General features: G+C 56.2%; 15 protein-coding genes. 10 read left to right on the forward strand and 5 right to left on the reverse strand.

Features of this window, described 5'->3' with window-relative positions; all coding sequences use genetic code 11:
* Positions 1-6 precede the first annotated feature (6 nt).
* The 4 genes from J5286_RS30280 to J5286_RS30295 all read left to right on the forward strand — a co-directional run bounded on the left by J5286_RS30280 (position 7) and on the right by J5286_RS30295 (position 5,764).
* Positions 7-1,077 (forward strand): hypothetical protein, encoded by a 1,071-nt coding sequence (locus J5286_RS30280; protein ID WP_209193696.1) that lies wholly within the window; start codon positions 7-9, stop codon positions 1,075-1,077.
* A 155-nt stretch (positions 1,078-1,232) separates the two neighbouring features.
* A complete protein-coding gene (locus tag J5286_RS30285) occupies positions 1,233-1,853 on the forward strand; it encodes a hypothetical protein (RefSeq protein WP_209193697.1) in 621 nt (206 codons plus the stop codon).
* Positions 1,850-3,796 carry a hypothetical protein gene (locus J5286_RS30290; protein ID WP_209193698.1) on the forward strand — a complete coding sequence of 649 codons (1,947 nt, stop codon included), beginning with the start codon at positions 1,850-1,852 and terminating at the stop codon, positions 3,794-3,796. The genes J5286_RS30285 and J5286_RS30290 overlap by 4 nt, the downstream gene beginning before the upstream one ends.
* A gap of 6 nt (positions 3,797-3,802) precedes the next feature.
* Positions 3,803-5,764: a hypothetical protein gene (locus tag J5286_RS30295; protein WP_209193699.1), complete on the forward strand. Its 1,962-nt coding sequence runs from the start codon at positions 3,803-3,805 to the stop codon at positions 5,762-5,764.
* Between the two features lie 84 nt (positions 5,765-5,848).
* Here J5286_RS30295 and J5286_RS30300 read toward each other — a convergent pair whose 3' ends face one another.
* On the reverse strand, positions 5,849-6,547 hold the full coding sequence (locus tag J5286_RS30300) for a hypothetical protein (protein WP_209193700.1): 699 nt from the start codon (positions 6,545-6,547) through the stop codon (positions 5,849-5,851).
* Between the two features lie 488 nt (positions 6,548-7,035).
* Here J5286_RS30300 and J5286_RS30305 point away from each other — a divergent pair, with 488 nt between their 5' ends.
* From J5286_RS30305 to J5286_RS30325, 5 genes are all read left to right on the forward strand, one after another.
* Positions 7,036-7,776: a hypothetical protein gene (locus J5286_RS30305; protein WP_209193701.1), complete on the forward strand. Its 741-nt coding sequence runs from the start codon at positions 7,036-7,038 to the stop codon at positions 7,774-7,776.
* Between the two features lie 453 nt (positions 7,777-8,229).
* Complete coding sequence (locus J5286_RS30310; protein WP_209193702.1) at positions 8,230-8,859, forward strand: hypothetical protein; 630 nt, start codon at positions 8,230-8,232, stop codon at positions 8,857-8,859.
* Positions 8,860-8,938: 79 nt separating this feature from the next.
* Positions 8,939-9,568 carry a hypothetical protein gene (locus J5286_RS30315; protein WP_209193703.1) on the forward strand — a complete coding sequence of 210 codons (630 nt, stop codon included), beginning with the start codon at positions 8,939-8,941 and terminating at the stop codon, positions 9,566-9,568.
* 231 nt (positions 9,569-9,799) lie between these two features.
* Complete coding sequence (locus J5286_RS30320) at positions 9,800-10,621, forward strand: hypothetical protein (RefSeq protein WP_209193704.1); 822 nt, start codon at positions 9,800-9,802, stop codon at positions 10,619-10,621.
* 417 nt (positions 10,622-11,038) lie between these two features.
* Complete coding sequence (locus J5286_RS30325) at positions 11,039-12,985, forward strand: DNA cytosine methyltransferase (RefSeq protein ID WP_209193705.1); 1,947 nt, start codon at positions 11,039-11,041, stop codon at positions 12,983-12,985.
* Between the two features lie 64 nt (positions 12,986-13,049).
* On the opposite strand, the gene rclC is transcribed toward J5286_RS30325, so the two are convergent.
* A complete protein-coding gene (gene rclC, locus J5286_RS30330; protein ID WP_280638517.1) occupies positions 13,050-13,691 on the reverse strand; it encodes a reactive chlorine resistance membrane protein RclC in 642 nt (213 codons plus the stop codon).
* Between the two features lie 144 nt (positions 13,692-13,835).
* On the opposite strand from rclC, the gene J5286_RS30335 reads away from it, so the two are divergent.
* Positions 13,836-14,750 (forward strand): AraC family transcriptional regulator, encoded by a 915-nt coding sequence (locus tag J5286_RS30335; protein WP_209193706.1) that lies wholly within the window; start codon positions 13,836-13,838, stop codon positions 14,748-14,750.
* A 107-nt stretch (positions 14,751-14,857) separates the two neighbouring features.
* Here J5286_RS30335 and J5286_RS30340 read toward each other — a convergent pair whose 3' ends face one another.
* Genes J5286_RS30340 through J5286_RS30350 form a run of 3 tightly spaced genes read right to left on the reverse strand, consistent with a single transcriptional unit; the run spans position 14,858 to position 17,312 of the window.
* The gene (locus J5286_RS30340) at positions 14,858-15,253 is read right to left on the reverse strand and encodes a hypothetical protein (RefSeq protein WP_209193707.1); all 396 of its coding nucleotides are present in this window, start codon (positions 15,251-15,253) and stop codon (positions 14,858-14,860) included.
* Positions 15,254-16,063 (reverse strand): C40 family peptidase, encoded by an 810-nt coding sequence (locus tag J5286_RS30345; RefSeq protein ID WP_209193708.1) that lies wholly within the window; start codon positions 16,061-16,063, stop codon positions 15,254-15,256.
* Positions 16,056-17,312, reverse strand: coding sequence for a trypsin-like serine protease (locus tag J5286_RS30350; protein ID WP_209193709.1), 1,257 nt, complete (start codon positions 17,310-17,312; stop codon positions 16,056-16,058). Before J5286_RS30350 ends, J5286_RS30345 begins: the two co-directional genes overlap by 8 nt.
* Positions 17,313-17,646 lie beyond the last annotated feature (334 nt).

A 17,646-nucleotide genomic window follows, 5' to 3' on the forward strand; every position in this document is an offset into this window, starting at 1 on the left:
GTAGCTATGGCAGAGAGTCAAGACGCCTACACTTACACCGCAAAAGGTCTCGCCGATCTGGAGACCAGTATCTCCCCGAGGCGCTTCTTCACATACCTCGATCACGCTCAGCGCAATCGCGAGGGGGCGGTAGGCTGGTACCTCCACAACGCGCGACTTTCAAAAGCAATTCGATTCCCACTGGAGGTCGTTGAAATCACGATCCGCAATCGCACTCACATGGCTCTCACCGAGAGATGGGGCGACAATTGGCCAAAGTCAAAAGGTTTTCGCAAAGCCGCCGCTGAGAAGACTTTGGATCGTTTAAAAGAAGTCTATGGAAAATATGGCGAGGGTGCCGCCGTCGACCGGGTTGTCGCCTCGTTGTCGTTTGGTTTCTGGCCCGTCCTTTATAAGGATCGCTATCGCGAGACGCTCTGGCGTGGAAGGCTTGAGAAGTTCTATCCGAATCTGCCAGCGGAAAAAAGCCTTGAGGAAAACCTCTCCGAGATGGATCGGATACTTGGGCTAGCTCTCGAAGTCCGCAATAGGATCGGTCATCTCGAACCCATTTTTAAGCGTGCCCTCTCTCCTGAGCATTCGGAATTCCTAACTCTCGTCGGCTACGCGTGCCGCACTACCTCTGGGTGGCTGAGGCAACACAGCACGCTGCAGACCGTGCTTCGAGAGGGGCCGCTCGTCATGCGTGAACCTTTTTTCCTTCGAAAGGCGCATAAGTCATTTAAAACGATCGCGGCAACGATCCCGGTAAGCGATGCGTCGCGGACGCTGATTGAGGGCGAGAATGGGTTCATCCTTGTCGAAACTGACGTAGGGCCGGTCGTGGTTGACAGTTCCAGGATCGGAAACTGGGTAATGACGAAGTCGGCCGACGGGATCGTCGATCTGGATGGAACCGCTGTTGCCGAGGTGGCAGCGATCGGCGCGGCGACACCGCTAGTCGCGAGGCGAGCCACGCTGAGCGAGCTCTTTGCTGCGACATCTGCGTCTGGCAGTCGGTATGCGATCATCACCGAGGCCGGTAAACTCGGCGAGAAAATTTTGGGTATCGTAGACCTGAAAAGTCTGAACGCTTGACGAAATCTATGATCGAGTGCCGGATCGGAAAGTAAGAGCGATCTATTCATTCGGTAGACACTCTCAACCCCGCCTTTACCGAACCGACTTCCTTATCTTAAATACTACCCAGAGGACCCACTGCTTCGATGTGGCAGTCCATTTCGAGGCAGTGCATGGCAAACACCGAATACCGCGACGCCGTTCGAATCCTTTTCCTTCTGGTAGAGGGTTCGGTCGAAAACCCTGAGATCACACCCGCCGGCTATCCGCGGCGCTTTGAAGGCGAAACCCGCCTTCAAGCCTTGGACTTCTGGATCCGCTACCCCGATTACCTTGCAGATGAATTGCTGGCCCAGTATCTCGAATCCAGCGAGGTGGCTCTGCTGGAAGCCGCTCGCGGGATCTTTGATGACAACGAGCCCTCTGAGAAGGCGATCCCGATGCTGCGCCGCTACTTCGGCGCATACGAGCCATTGGACACCGTGCTGTCAATCCTGGCCGTCGCAGGACTAGTTCGGCCGGTGACCGTGCATCATCCGACCGCAAACCCGCGACATTTTCTTTTGAGCGAGGCCGGGATCGAGCTTGCTGGCAGGATCGCAAGAGAGCACTCCATCTTTGGGTGGTATGCCGCGCGTGCCAAGCTCGTGCTGAAAGTCGCGAAGGGCCGCGGCGGATCCGCCTTGAAAGAACGACAGCACCAGCAAAAAGAATATCACGAAGCGCAGCTCCACGATCTCATTCCGACGATTGCCGATCGCGTCCGTGCCCGACTAGAGGAAATCAAAGCATGACCGCGATCACACGCGACCAATGGGTCTCACAGATTGCCGAGAAGACCGCCAGGAGTGTCGAAGAGGTGGGGTCTCTGCTCAAGCGGCACGGTATTGAACCGCGTTTAACGCACGCAATTCCGAGGCGCCTCAGGCTGGTCAGCCTCAAGTTCGACGGCACAAAGACGGGCGAGTACGAGAGGCCTGTCATCGAGTTTTTGCGCGAGGACATGGGCGTCGGTCTTCACGCGTTCGTCTCCTCAAAGAACTTCAAAGGCAAGACTTCGCTTCTCAGGATAATTCGCTGGGCGTTGACGGGGACCCGCACCCTCCCCTCGGACATGAACGGCTGGTTCCGCACGCTGTCGTTGCGATTCAACATCGATAGCGACGAGTTCGAAGTCCGTCTCGAGGACGCCGAGCGCAGCATCGGCAAGCTCCTAAAGTTTGCGCGCAATAAAGAATTTGTCGTCGCCCAATTCGAAGATTCGAAGACCTTCGCCGAGGCCATGGACAGCTTCTTCTTGCAAGAGCTCGGTCTCGAGCCGCTCGACGTGATCGCGGAGCAGGAGGACGGCTCCGGAAGGGACCAACGGCACGGCTGGAACTGGTTGTTCGGAGCGATGTGGTTCGAGCCGGATCCCTCCACGGTTTTCGGCGGCTCGGACATCACCCATGGCAAGCCTACGCGCATGATGCAGATGTATCTGGGCCTCCCATGGATAATGACGCGGGCCTCGCTGATGGAGGCAAGGAAACGTGAGCAGATCGACAGTGACCAAAAGGCTAAGGCCCAGAAACAAGTTTCCGAGGCGGCCCGGACGCGTCTCAACGACCTTATCAAAAACCGGTCAAAAATAGTAGCCAACCAGTCGAAGGAGCGGCCCGTCGCCGATGTGCAGAGGGCGGTGTCGGACGCGCTGACGAAGTTCATGGCCGCCGCCGAGAAGGTGCGCAAGAACATCATCCTGACCAACGAGATCGACGGTCAGCGCCGCGCCGCTGAAGATGCGGTCACCACGACGTCGCGCGAACTGAGCGCGTTCCTGGAAAGCCAGGCCGCCGGTCATATCTTCCGTCGTCTCAATCCGGTGTCATGCCCTAGCTGCGAGGAGGTCTACGATGAAGACGTCCGCGCGGTCAGGCAGGACCATCATGATTGCATCGTCTGTGGCCGAGCAGAACCTCGCCAACCAGACGACTCCGCAGGCGTCGAGGCCAATCTTCGCGAAGCCGTTAAGATCGCCAAGGATGAGGCAAAGAAGCTTCGTTCTCGGCTCGCCGATTTCACGCGCAAGAAAACGGAGGCCGAAGCCGAACGGGACCGGTATGATCAGGAGTCGCGGCGACTAGAGCAGGAGATGAAGGAAATTCAGTCTCGTCCGGACGGACAGATGGAATTGCTGAGGCTGGACGCTCAGATTGAAGAGCTGGAGAAGATGGCAGGTGCGGCGCCGATCACTGCGGCCCCGGACATCGGGCTTCTCGACGCTGCCATCGCGGCGACCGAAAAGATGTACAAGGAGGAGCAAACCGACGTGCTCGGCCGAGTGTCGGCACTGACGGCCACGTTCGCCCAAACCTTCGGAGTTACCGACCTCCGAGAAGTGAAGTTGAAAGGCAACACGACGATGGATGTCATCTTCGTTGGCGGGCCGAAGACCTTCAGCAAATGTACGTCGGGGGAGAAAACCCGGCTGAAACTCGCAGCAACCCTTGCGATGATTCACGTAGCCGAGGAAAGCGGCATCGGTAGACATCCCGGCGTTCTACTTTTGGATTCAGTTGGGAGCGCCGAAGTCGTCAACGAAGACGTCTCTCAGATCATCGAAGGCCTTGCCAGACTGTCGGAATCCTTGCCGACGGTGCAGGTCTTCCTTGCGGGGATCGAGAACGATGCCATCCTTAGTCATGTTCCTTGCGACAACGTCGTCAAGAATCGAGCGGACGGTTATTTGTGGTAGGCGGTGATGCAGTACGACGAGATCATGGAAGGTCTTCTCTCCCACCAGGAGACGCCGACCGTTGACCGGTTCGGGGGGCTTGATAGGCTCTTGTCGGACGGCGCACGCGTCGGCGCGTCCATGTTCTCGGACATCATCGTTGAGATGGTGCTACCATTTCGCGACGAACGTCCTGCAGATGTCGACGAGTTTCTAGCCGACATTCTGATCGTCATCGACCGCGGCCCTGAGCTGAATACGATTTCGAACCGAATGCTAGCATTGCACTTCGACGACCCGGCGGTCGAGACGAAAGTCTTCAAACGTCTCTTGGGGACAGCTATCGACTGCGGCAGACCGACGGTGCTGCGAAACGCGGCATTAAAGGGTGCCCTTGCCTTTGCACGTGAAGATGCAATACGGCTTGCCAGGTTGGTTGCGGATCTGTCGGAAGTGTCGCCGAACGACGAGCCCACTTTCCTTGCCCATGCCGCGAGGATCGCTGGAGTCCTTCATGGCAAGACACGCAATGCAGCGCTCTCAAATTTCTTGCATGTCCTTGGAAACGTCTCCGATGTAGCCGATCAAGTTCAGTTCGAACTGGGACTGTTGTCACTGCAACAGGCGATCGAAGCCGAAGACACTGCGACCGTCCTGCTTCATCTCACCGATGCTCGACAGGCATTCGACCGCGCCGTTACCTTAAGGGATTCCCGGCACGACGCTCGATCATACCAACTGGCGATTGATCTCCTGATGCAGTTTCACAGGCGGCAGATCCCCGAGAACATTGAGGTGCGCCTTAAGGAGCTACGTGCTACCGCGTTCGCTTATTCGTCGTACTCGCTCATGAGCAGAAGCGATCCGATCCTTGGGTCGATCGCCAGCCAGGTAGCGGCCCTGACCTCGCTTGCCGGCAGCTTGGCCACTCTTACAAGCAGGCTTGACGAAGACGTCTGGCTCGAAGCAGTGGAGATCATCGAAGAGCATCTTTTGTTCGCATACGAGGCGAACCAATCTGTCTTTGCCGGCCGTCCTGGGCGCGGCGTGGACTGCGTGATCAGGCCTACCCTCGAACCACGTCTTTTCGGCAACCGAAATCATGTGCAGCAGTTGTCGGCATGGCTGCGCCGGCATGCATCGAAATTCGACGCCGAGCTAACCGGCGATCTCGCTAGGGCCGTCGAGGCCGCCTACTCGGGAGGAGCTGATTTCCCTACGGTCGCGGAACCCAGATACCCACTGGATTCCGCGCTTCGAGAAAGGGTTCGATCCACTAGCCAACTAGCGTACGAAGATCTTGTCGCCACGGCGTTGAAAAGCTTGCACGTGCACCAATCGGAGAACGCTGGCATTGCTGTTCGCCGCATGCTTGAGACAGTGGATAGCGATTTCGCCACTGTCGAAGACTACGCGTCGGCCGTGGTCCGTGGCCATTTTCTTGCACTCGTCCTTGGGGTCGCAAATTTCCTTGCACAGAAGCTCGACAGCTCGGTGGAGCTCGACCGTTTCTCCGAATATCTCTTCGAGCGGGGGAAGCCGCTCCCTCATGAGAAAGATCTACAACAAGACTTTCTGCGACATGCCCGCTCGGCGGGACTTCCTGTGTCCGACGAACGGAGGGGTATAGCTGGCGGACGAGCGGATGTCGTTTACACGGCGGACGGGGTAGCAATCGTCATTGAAGTTAAGCGTGAGCTTGTCGACGCATCGTTCAGCAACCTTCTCGCGTCCTACGGCGAGCAGACTGTCATTTATCAGGCGACGAACGTCAAACTAGGCGTCATGCTGGTCCTCGATCTTTCCAAGAAGAACAGCAGGCTGGCCCACATGGACACGTGGTATGAGACGCGCATTGGCGATTTACTCAATGATGGGACCGAGCGAGCGGTCCTGATTGTCAAGGTTCCTGGACGGCGGGAGACGCCCAGCACTGCCACGAAGGCTTCGAAGGCCGAACAGGGAAAGCGCCGGATTGTCGACAGGTGATCTGTAGGCGCGCCACTCGTTGAGACCCGTCTGAAGGTGGCGAGGACCAACCAATGCGGACCTTTCCGGATCCGGCCCCAATGATCAATATCCGTAACTGCTGTCTTCGTCCTTGGCTTGGAAGTGCGCCTCTAGCAGGTCTGCAGCGTTTCCCTCGCCTACCATCCGCTTTCCAACGTAGCAGCGCCACTGGTCGACACCCTTTGGTAGAACCAGTCGAATGTCCCGCTCACGACCATCCTCGAACATGAGGACGAGACTGCCACGGCGGTCGCGGTTGAACATAACCTCGGTAAAGTCGACCATGCTGCTCATGAAGCTATCGATGTGTGGCCATGCTTCATCGAAGCGTTCGTCGTAAATGCACTTGTCTGCCGTGGCACCATAAGTTCCGTGGTCACGAATGCTTTCGATAATGTCGTCGACCGCCTCCTCGCTGGTGGCGTAATCATGACACACGACGCCGAACGATCCGTAGTCGTCGAGCCTCAGCCATCCATTGTTGCCGACCTCTTCCGCATCAAGAAATATGCGACAGAGTTGGGCGTCCTTCCAGGTTGTGTCAGTGTTCTCATCTTCCAAAAATTCGAAGCGAACCGCCACGCAAGATAACGACTCCTCGTCGGCCGTCCTGAAGATGATCTGCATCGAGTCGTCATCGTCCCAGTCCAACACGGGCGTCAGCTTTAGTTCAGCCAGTGTCGGACCAAGGCGGCGTCGCAGCTCACGAACGACGTTTCGGAATCGAGGACGGACCTCGTTGATGGTGATGTGATTTGGCATCGGTGTTCTCCATGTCTGGAGCAACATGGTTGAGCGAGCCGACGCTAGGCACCACGCGCCGGCGCATGAAAGCCTTTGGCGACACAGGTAACCGTCCTATGGAAAAGGGTGATCAAGTTCGCCGCTGACGAGTGATGTCATCGACCTCTTCCTCCGGCCCTGGCGTTGTCGCAGTTCTCGAACGCATTGCGGAGCCTCGGGCGAACTTCTGTTATTGTGATGTGTTTCGGCATCTCCATGTTGAGAACAAACGGTGGAGCGGGCCGACGGTAGGCGCCATGCGCCGGCACCGCGCGCGCACTATGAGACCGGCTGTCAACGCCCATGATCCGATGATCACTTGTGAGGGAGAAAACCGGCATCCAGACAGCCGCGTTCGCGCAGCACCCTCTGGTAGCGAAGTACCTCTCGCCAAAACGTTTTCGGGTAGTCCGGGTTGCCGCCGGCGAATGGCCACTCCAAGCTTGGAAAGTGCAGGAGGGTTTTCGATGATCGTGAATTCGTCGGGCGTATATCAAGGCGCCACGAATAGGGGCGTAGCGCATATACAGCAATGGATCCGCAGCAGCCGGGAAGGTGTAGCTCATACTCTTCGAAACGCAGCTAAAGAGTTCGATGAGGATCTGTCTGATATCATGACGTGCTCTAACACGGCGTACGAAAAGCAGTGGGAGCACTTCTCAGCGCTCCGAGCGACGGGCGTATGTGTGCAGCGCGACGAAATCGTTTATAGTTCGGCTCTCATCGGATTAATCGTCATCGTATTCGTTTTCGTGTACGGGATCTTTCCAGACGAATATCGCGGTTATGCGAGTGGCGTCGCATGGTGTGTTCTCACATGCGTCGCGACAAGTGGCATTGTCGCCTGGGCCGGAATAGCTTGGCGATATTTGGCGTCGCGCGAGTTGGGTTACGCGGATTTATTCACCGCCAATAACATGCTGAGCGCCAAAGCGTGGGGCTTCAACGAAGACGCAATTTATGTTTTGAAAAGGGCGGACCAATCCGAAGTGGCGCGGGTAACGCGGATTGGTATGACGCGCATTCGAACTTTCGAGGAAGACGAGAGCGTTCTTGGAAGACGACTGCGACTGATTGAAATTGACGGAACTTGCCATGACATGTACGACCCCATCGGAAGTGGTACGGCTCAACTTTTGCAAAGCGTCATCGAGAGATCATCGGGGAATTGGTGGCGAAACTCATCTGAGCCTGCTCAGTCCGCTTAGGACTGCGTGGGTCAAAAGTTGGCGTCAGAGGTCCAATTGACTAAACTACTCAGTTGCCAAAGAAGTCCTGATGCGATCGCGCTCAAGACTATCGCTATTATGAACCACAAGACGTGTTTTGCGGCTGATGGCTTTGGGGACATCGGGCGCGGCATCACGCCATCTTCTTGGTAGGTCCGGACGACCGTGCTTTTGAAGATGCTGAGCTCTTTGAATGCCTTTTGCAGAGCCCAGCGTGCAAAAAACGCGGTAGGAATCAGGATGATTACGGCCGTATACGGACTCATGTGACGCTTTCTTTCGATGTCTCCAGATGCGTAATCGAAGGCGGTTAACAAAATTGCCGATACCTTGTCGGTTTGGCAGGGGACACTTTTCTTGCGGAGATCGCGTGTCTCGCGGCGCGACCTCGTCCAAATTCACTGGGGAACCGCCGTCCGCGGCGAATCTGCTATGACGGTCACGACAGACATGATCACTGAGTCATCCGCGCGGTTCATCGGTACCGGACCCGAGGTCAGTCTCTACACGATGGAATTCATGACACCTGAACTGCTTTTCCTGCATCGCATGCGGCAACTCGCAATCTTGGTGGACTCCAGTTCTGAGATTGACGTCCTCGATCAAGCTTGGATCCTACGCAGCTTGTTGGTGGATCAACATCCGCTCGCCCTGACAGTGAACACGAGTAAAATCGTCTTAGAGTTCGAGGTTGGGTTGTTCACGGTGCAACCAGACGAACACGATCAGTTGCTTATCCTAGAGGACGGGCTTGATCCGCAGTCCCGGCGGCCAGATGCGCCTTCAGCTAGACTCGACACCCAGGGTTTCCTGAACCACGTGGTGCTTTATCTGAACGGCAAGGCGTACGACATCCGCCACACCATCAAGCTTCCTGCCAATGTGTTTGGCGGAGTCCATCACGACCCGCATCCAAGGCCCCACTTCCAAGAAACGGCAAAGGCGTCGCAGGGGATCGGCCTAGGTGGACATCCTTTGAGCGTTGGACAGCTCAAAGCGATCACTAGAGTAACATTGCGGGCTATGAGCCCCCTTGTAGAAGGCGTGAAAGCCAGATCGTAGGGACAACACAATTGCTTCAAACAAAATCAAGGCCTTTGTGATTTGAGTGAGATTCAAGCTACCCCAAGGATGCATCTCTGTGACGTTTGACCTCAATGCGAGCCTCCGAGAAATCGAAAAGGTCGCCGGCGAGCTTTCAAGCATGCCGACGAATTTCCTGGGCCCGGTGGGTGCCACCATTCCTGACATCGAGTGGTTCGCTCTAGCCGCGATCAAGAAAACGGCCTCGCTCAGCCACGCATTCTGCTCGCTAATCAGGGCAAAAAATACACTATCGGCAGCCGAGCTCGTCAGGCTGCAACTCGATACGGCCCTGCGAATGTTCGGGCTAACCCTCATCTCTGATTTGGAAGCGGCCGGAAGGCATTTGATGAACGATGGAAGCTACCGCAAGCTGCGCTCACACGATAATCAACCTTTGACCGACGCGTATCTTCATCGAAAGCTAAATGAGCGGTATCCGGGTTTGACGGAGGCCTATGAGGATGCATCCGCCTTCGTTCACCTAACCGGGTTACACATCAAAACTGGCCTTTGGCCCAGACCCGGATCGCCCACACTCTACTTCGACCTCTCAGGGACGGATGACAGTCGGCCGGACGAGTGGTTCGCCGATCTGGTAGACGCGTTCGATCAGGCCACGAAGTTGACCGCCGACCTAACATCTTCGTTCATCCGTGCGCGGCGCGTCGCTCGAGTGCCAGCTTGAATGAGACAACTGCTTGCCGCTGCCGGCGGCCGGACGCTTGGAGCGCGGAGATGGCACGAAGATGTTCAGCCTAAGCGGTGTCAGCCTTGAAGACGCGGAAGCCTTCTCGTGCCGCCCCGCGAAGCCGGGCAATGATCAGTTAACCACCAACCCGACCATCTTCCTCTCGTCCACCCGATGTTAATGAAGACTGGTCAAACCAGCTGAGCCAAAAAAAGCGGAGGTCTGCCTGTGCTTTATCAGATGAACGGCCCATTTCCCGCGTCCGACGTGCTCTCGATCGAGGAGCGAACGAGGCCGGGTCATCCTTCGTTCGCGAACCTGCGAGCGACGCGCCTCGAGAAGTGGAAGCGCCGGCCGGACCTGAGCGGTCCGGGCATCTACGGTCTCTTCTGCAAAGGCATCCTTTATTACGTCGGCATCTACACCGGGTCGAAGAAGACTACGTTCACTGGGTCGGCCCTTGATCGTTGGGACATGCACCTGACCTTCTTCTCACTGCGATCGTCGGAGGTCTCCTTCGTTGCGCGCAGTATGCAAAAGATCCTCAAGCTGGATGGGGCGCCTGCAGACGAATATGCGAGCCTTCTTGGCGGCCGGCATCTCTCGCTCGACGAAATCTCGGCCTCGCCTTCGCCGTTCATCGTGCCGAAGCATGCTAGCTGCACCTATAGCAAGGCGCTGTTCGCTACGCGGAACTGGGACGTTTTCGCGCCTGGAAACGAAAGGTCGATGATGGACGACGTCAGTTTCATGTATGCACGTATCCTGCCTGAGGCCGATACCCTGCTGACTGGTGCGGACGCCTATGCCCGGTACTGGTGGGCGAAGTACGAATGGATACAGGCTCGTGAGACGCGCCTCGTCAAAGCGCTGCAGCCTATCTGCAACAGCGCGACCCGCAAGTTCCGAACCGATGTCACGATGGAAGACTTTCGTGCGGCCGTCGAGCTAGAGATGAGTTCCCCGTTGGCGCCGTTCGACGCGGACAGGATGATGTCGAAATTACGCAGGAGCGTTAGGCCAACCAGCGATATTCGCGCGGCCGCGTAGCGCCAGCTTGTCTCCGCCTCTGCGGCAGGTGGACCTTCTTTCCGAAGACGAGAAATTAACAGAGTCGCAAACTGAACAGCTTGCGGCCCTGTTGTCTCGCGGCGACCAATGCTTCGGCCGGCTGCCACCAGTTCGGGCTTTTGATGCCTGCAGAGCGTGTCCTGTCACAAACCTCCGTCGCTTGAGTGTCAGGCGCAATTGCCTCTGTCCCCCCTTAGCCTAAATTGCGTTGTCGAAACCGCATATGATCATACGTAGACTTCGGCATTCACAGTGGTTGTGAAGGAGAGCCTGTCACAAAGACGTTCTCTTGTTGCGAGCATCAGCCGGCATTTAATTTGCGATTTTTTTACCGTTTGGGTTTGCGACCTCGAAAGGACCTGTGTCGTATGCACCTCTCGAAACAGGACAGATCGCATGACCAAAATCGACATGAATGCTAAAGCGCTTTCCGACGCCCGTAAGCGGATCTTGAAGATCCAGGAGGCGATGACGGCCCGCGTCCTAGAGATGGCCGCCGAAGTAGAAAAGCTCATGGCGATCGTTCCTGTTGCCGAAGCCAAGCACTTCCTGAAGGCGCGCTGTAACTTGCCAGCAAGAGAGCTGTCCAGCTACGTCGGATTCGCGCACACCCTCAAAGGATCGGAGGAGGTTCTGCGCAAAAGCCGTGCTTCCTTCCCGGTGGTGAAGGCCCTTGTCGCAGCCGATGCCGAAACCAGACGGGAAGTCATCGAGCGCATGCAGATCGGTGCTCAGGTAGACACCAAGGACGTTGCAGCCATCCGCAGACGCCTTGCGGAAGCAAAGCTCTCGGTCTCCGATATCCAGACGGCTGTGAACAAGAAGATCGTAGCTACCGCGGCGCAGACTCACGTGAAGGCGACCATCACGTCGTTCGAACGCCGGGTCTCCTCTTTTTCAGAAGAGCTCAGGCTTCATTGCAAGAAGGGCAGTTCTTCATCCGCAGTTGTGCAGACCGGGCTCCGTCACGAGGCAGGAAATTTGCTTGCGCAGTTCACTTCTCTGTTCGGAGATGAACTGCCTGCTGTTTCAAGCTTCAAATCGAGGTCGTCAGGTTACTGGATGGCACGCGCACATGAAGTTTTGAGGGACTTCGCAAATGGCACGCTTACCGAGATTGGTCCGCAGCACACGAGCTCTTTGCAGGTGGTCTCGGGGAAAAGCAGGATTTTGTTTGACGGGCGCTGGCGCAAGGCTCTGACCGCGCCCCCGAAGGCGTTTGCTCCACGTGTGATCGAGCTGTGTGCTGGTGCCGGTGGTCTGGCTCTTGGGCTTGAGCGCGCAGGGTTTGAGCACGTCGCACTTATCGAACGCGACAAGCACGCTGCGGCGACGCTTCGCAAGAACCGTCCGGACTGGAACGTAATCGAAGCCGACATCCGGCAGATTGATTACACCCAGTACAGAACAGACAATATCGACCTGCTGGCTGGCGGTCTTCCGTGCACGCCGTTTAGCACTGTCGGCGAAAAGAAGGGAAAGCTCGACGAGAACGATCTCCTGATGGAGGGCGTGCGGGCGGTATACGAGATCAGACCCAAGGCATTTCTTTTCGAGAACGTTGAAGGGCTGCTGCATGCCCGCCATGCGGACTACGTGGCCGCTTTGCTTCAGAAGCTGGCTAAGGCCGGCTATGAAACTACGATAAATCGTATCAACACACGCGATTACGGCGTTGCGCAGGATCGCTCGCGGATCATGATCGTTGGTTTTCAGAAGAACCTGGACTCGCATTTTGTGATGCCGCCGAAATTCCCGCAACTTGCCAAGAACATGGGCGACGTCCTCGCGGACCTCATGGGCGCCAACGGTTGGACGGGCGCTGATGCGTGGGTCCGGATGATGAGAGAGCGGCCTGAGCAGGATCGATTTGGCAGATCACTTGGTACTGGCGCATTGTCGGACACTATTCGGAAATACCAGGGAAGTCCTCAGGAGGGCGAAGCGCGGCGCGCAAAGAAGAACGGGGTCTCATACGCGCCGCCCGCAAAGTCAGCGCCCACGAACGAAGATGCCGCCAAGCCGGGCTTTTTGCCCGGACTTACAACCCGTATGCGCGCGAGACTGCAGGACTTTCCAGATAACTGGCACTTTACGGGCGGACTTCAGAGCGTCACCGATCAAATCGGTAATGCGGTTGCTCCGGCGGTGGGCCACGCAATGGGGCTGGCATTGTCTTCGGCCCTTAAAGACTGGCAGTTCGATTGGTCTGCGATCTTCGAACCTGTGAAGAGTGGCAACCGGCAGCGGGTTGATGCGCCATCAATAGCTGCCGAGCTCAACTTGACGGCTAGTAATCCGAAGGTGGACTTGGCAGGCGCTCTTACCGCCGCTGAAGCGTAGAAGGACGGCACCTCTCCTTTCATCAGTAGATGCGCCGTCCTTTTCTGAGCCCCGAGCCCAAGATTTATTTGTGTAGTCGGGTGACTATATCGTCTGACAGCACGAAGTCTGCGATCGGGGTCTTTGCAACGACGCGGTCTTTCAGAATAGCACGAGCTGTATCAACGATGATCAGCCACGCCCCTGCCATGATGACCGTATCCTTCAAGACCAGCCGCCCGGCGCCTGATAGGTACGGGAAACCATGTTGGGCGTCGCCAAGAGCTGGGACCCAGGCTTCGGGCGTGGTGATGAGAAAGGAAAGCGTCACGATGGGCGTCGCGAAAGAGAGGGCCGCTCCGGCAAGGCCGCCCCATTTAGAAAAGAAGCCGGAGAGCGTCAAAGCCGCGATGATCAGTTCAACAGTCCCCAGTCCGTCGGAGAATTGGTAAGTGTGATTTTCCGTCTGCCAAGCACGCTCTTCCGGCTTCAGTTCGCCTTCTTTGGTCAGATGCTGCTTGTACTCTTCAGGGTGGGCGTAGAAGAACGACATGACAGGGCTGTTTGCGACGAACGGCGTGATGCTGTCGGCCTCATAGGGTACGAACTTCAATAGTCCGATCCAAATGAAGACGATGGCGATGGCGATACGGGTTGCGCCGATGCCGATCCGGCTCGATCTGGAGCTGGCAATCAGTCCGAGGGTATTTGTCAGAATTGCATTCATTGCTGTTGTCCTTGATAGACGAGTGGTCGAGGGCGATCAGCCCCGATGCAGCGATCATCTGCCGTCGGGGACAAATGTTGAACGCTCATCCGTCTCAGCTTTTGGCTCCATCGTATCAATGAGCAAAATATAAACAGGTGTGAAATGGACGTCTTGAGTGAGTTGATCGGTCTCGCGCGTCTGCGCCCTGCTGTGGACGTCCACTGTTTACTAGGAGGACGATTTAGTGTGGGCCACGAGCCGACAAGTAGGGGTGTCATGCCTTTTCATCTTGTCCTCGGCGGCGAGTGCGTCATCGAGCTTGAAGGCGGACGGCGGGTCGAGCTTCAATCCGGCGACATCCTATTACTGACCAGGGGAAGCGCCCATAGTATTGTGAATCGCCATCCAAGCGGCGCGACAACAAATCTCGTGATTGAGGCCGGCCCCTTGATGCAGCGTCGAACAGTTGGCGTCGCCGCGGACGTAGATCTCCTCTGCGGTCATTTTGACTACGATGCCAAGGCAAGCGGGCTTTTGCTCGACACACTACCCGACGTCGTTCGAGTTTCACTTACAGGCCAGCAGTCCGACGTACGGCTTGCTTCGATCGTGGGTATTCTAAAGGACGAGACAGCTAGAGACCTGCCGGGATCGCTGACGATCATGGCCTCTATGTCACTTGCTCTTCTAGCTATGGCCCTTCGCAACGCCGGCCCAGACGTGGCCGGACTTCCCGGCCTTATGAAAGACTTTCGCCTATCAAAGGCGGTCAGCGCCATGCTGCAAGATGCATCCCGACCATGGACCCTAGAAGAGCTTGCCGACATATCGGCGATTTCGAGGGCCACATTCGCCAGGCATTTCAGAGCTGCGTCTGGCATGACTGTCGGCGAATTTTTGACGGAGTTCCGAATGACAAAGGCGGCGGACCTTCTTACGCGGGGATCCTACCCCGTCGCCGAGGTGGCGGAAGCCGTCGGATACGATTCAGAGGCCGCGTTCGGGCGTGCTTTTCGACGAAGCCGAGGCACGACCCCTAGCAAGTTCAGGCACAGTGCCGCTGGCAGCCGATCCTAGGATCCAGCTGGCAGCTTCGCAACAATAGTGGTTGCTAATGAATGTTAAGCCGCACAAGCAGGGCGCAAAAGCAGCCCTGCTTGTGCGGCTCGCTTGAGCTGTGAAGTCTACTTCCCGCTCTCTTCTTCAGTAATAGCGGCAAAAAAAGATTTCACGCTTTCGGTGGTGATGGCAGAGGGAATGCTTACCCTCTCGCCATCGCAAATCAGCACGCCGGTGTTCTTGTCGGTCCGGCAGAGCAATTTCTTGAACTCCTTGACGGGAGGCGTCTTGAGCAAAGGCTGGGCAGGGTCGATCGTGCCAGTAACGCAGTTAGGGCACCCTTTGTTTTGTAACAACGCCGCTATCGCGTTCTGGACATCTGGATCCAACCCGGCGATCCCTTTGCTTTGTAGATTTTCAAACGCGTCTCGGTTCATCGGCATGACTGTCACAGCCTCCTGCGCAGAAAGCGATCTGGGGCCAAGCACAGCCAAGACTGCCAGAACGAATAGCCCCCTCATTTAGATCTCCTTGAGGCTGGAGATCGGAGCGTATCCCAAGAGCTTGTGATAGCCATCGGTTTCGATCGCCGCTACTTTCACACCGCCTGTTGATCCGGGGCTCGCCTGATTTCCGCCAAGGCAATAGATGTAGCTTCCTCCGCCGGCCTTGAATTTTTCTATCACGCTCGGATGAGCTTTGTATTTTTGTGCGTCGACGTCTTTCGGGTCAACGTAGTAGGCGACGTGTCCCTGGTAATTTGGCGCATCGCCGTTACCACCGTTCCGCTTGAAAACAGCAACGTCGCCGGTTTTAGGGCTGTGGCCGGCTTTGACCAATTTTCGAAAACTTGCGGAAGCAGCGCTATCTGTACCCCGCTTACCTGAAACCCACAGCGTGTAGTTCAGAAAAGCAGCACACCATGCGACTTGGTCACCACTAGGTAGAAGCTGCGTAAAGGCGAAGAAATTGACTATCATAGGGTTCGCTGCACCGCTGACTGGCCATTCCTCCCGATAGAGGCGCTTCATCGATTTCCCAGTTGCGTTGTCTTTGACGTCGGTTGCACTCAAATCAGGTAACTCACTATAGTAGTTAGCGACGTCGATAGGAGCCTTGTTTTGTGGGGCTTTTAGCATCAACCGAAAGGCCTTAGCGATATCCTCACCTCGGGTAGCATTGTCTCCAGTCGGACTCGTTACGGACTCCATTTCAGGCGTCGGCGGCCTAAAGTTTGACAGCGGATCAAGATTAGGCGCTTCTTGCGCACTTGCTTGCAAGGACAGCGCCAGAACTGGTGTGGAAACGATAAATCCTCTTCTGCTAATCATGCTTCTCTCCCTCCGAGATTTTGCAGGCATGCATGTGGATCAAGGATTGGCCACCGACTGACAGCTTCTGGGCGTCAGGGGCCGAACATCTGTAGGCCCGGTCATAGATTTGCGCGCTCACATTGTCGTTTTGCCAAAGGACGCTGCAGTTAGAACTCGGCTCCGAACCCTCAGAATATACGAAGAAGGTGACCGACGGGGCGACATCTGACTTTCCAAACGGAGCGACACTGACCGTAGCTGTGCCTTCAATTTGTTTCAGACCGTCGACACAGTCTCGTGCTCTCAGCACCGGTTTCGTTCCGCTCGAAACGTTGCTGCTAAAAACCTTCCTTTCGTCATCGAGCCATGTGCGAAACCTCGAAAGGTTCATCGATACGAAAAAGTGCGAAGACGAGCTGTCGCAAGCGAGTTCGTTTCCGATAAGCGAACTTGCGAGGCCAACAAGTGTAATCCCTCCGCCCTTCCTCAGCTGCAAAATAGCTCCACCGGAATCTCCTTTGCAGGGCGCTGCCTTACCGGATTTAAACGACGTTGCCGTGTAGCTAAAACATTGTGTTGCCGCCCATGCCGGCGCGCAGTCGACGGCTTTCGGCAGATATGAAACCGTTGGAAAGTTGTCATATCGGCCGGCATGAACTGGGTTAGACGAAGCTGTATTGCTTGATACATCTGTTCGCCCGAAGCCCACCAAGGCCAGAGGTGGCACTGTAGCGTCTTCACCAGCAATTTCGATTTCCGGGACCGGTATACGCGCGTCGACGGGAACAAGTGCGAGGTCGGCGATTGTCCGTTCGGGGCCATCGACCTTATCTAGCGCCGCCAAGTTGAACTCGGGGTGGACGATTGGTTGTCCCGCCACTTTAAGCGTTCCATACCAGGGACTAAATACTTCTCCGCGAAATTGGCTGGCGGCAGGTGCACATGCTGAGGCATCAGGCATTCCCGGACATAGGCAATGTGCAGCAGTCAAAAATACGCCTTGCCCTATAAAGATTCCTGAACACTCCACCTTTTGTTGGACAACAAGCGCGGCACTAAACGGGAACTTGGCGGAGGAGAACAACACACCACGCGACTCCCCCGTGTTGTTCGGCCAATCTTCACCAATGATGTGGCTGATCTTTTGGGAATAACCTTGCAGATCTTGCCATTGAATCCGGACATCAGGTGGCGCCTCTCCCCCGTTGGCCGCCGACCAAGATTGAAAGAGACAAAAAGCAGCTGCAAGGGATAACGCGCGCTTCACGTCAAACCGCTCCAAGCAAGTTTGTTTAGGCTAGACCCAAAACATACCATAGCTCGCATCTCAGAAAAACTACCACTATAGGATGACTCAGGATTTTGACTGCGCAGCATCGCCGATGCGATACCGAGACTTCGCAGGGTTCCAAATTCTGCGCTACGGTCGGCCGCCTTCGTGCTCGATGCGCTCAGATTGGTGCCGCATTCTTCTCAGCGATTGCTGATCTTTCGGCGTGTTTTTGGCTTCATGCCCCCCAGAATAGTAAGCAGCTCGTCAAGAGTCGGTTCACAGATGAGCTCGGCGAAGTCGTCAACCGACATGATTACACAATGACGAC

Origin of the sequence: Rhizobium sp. 16-488-2b (genome assembly GCF_017741815.1) — a bacterium.
Taxonomy (GTDB): domain Bacteria; phylum Pseudomonadota; class Alphaproteobacteria; order Rhizobiales; family Rhizobiaceae; genus Rhizobium.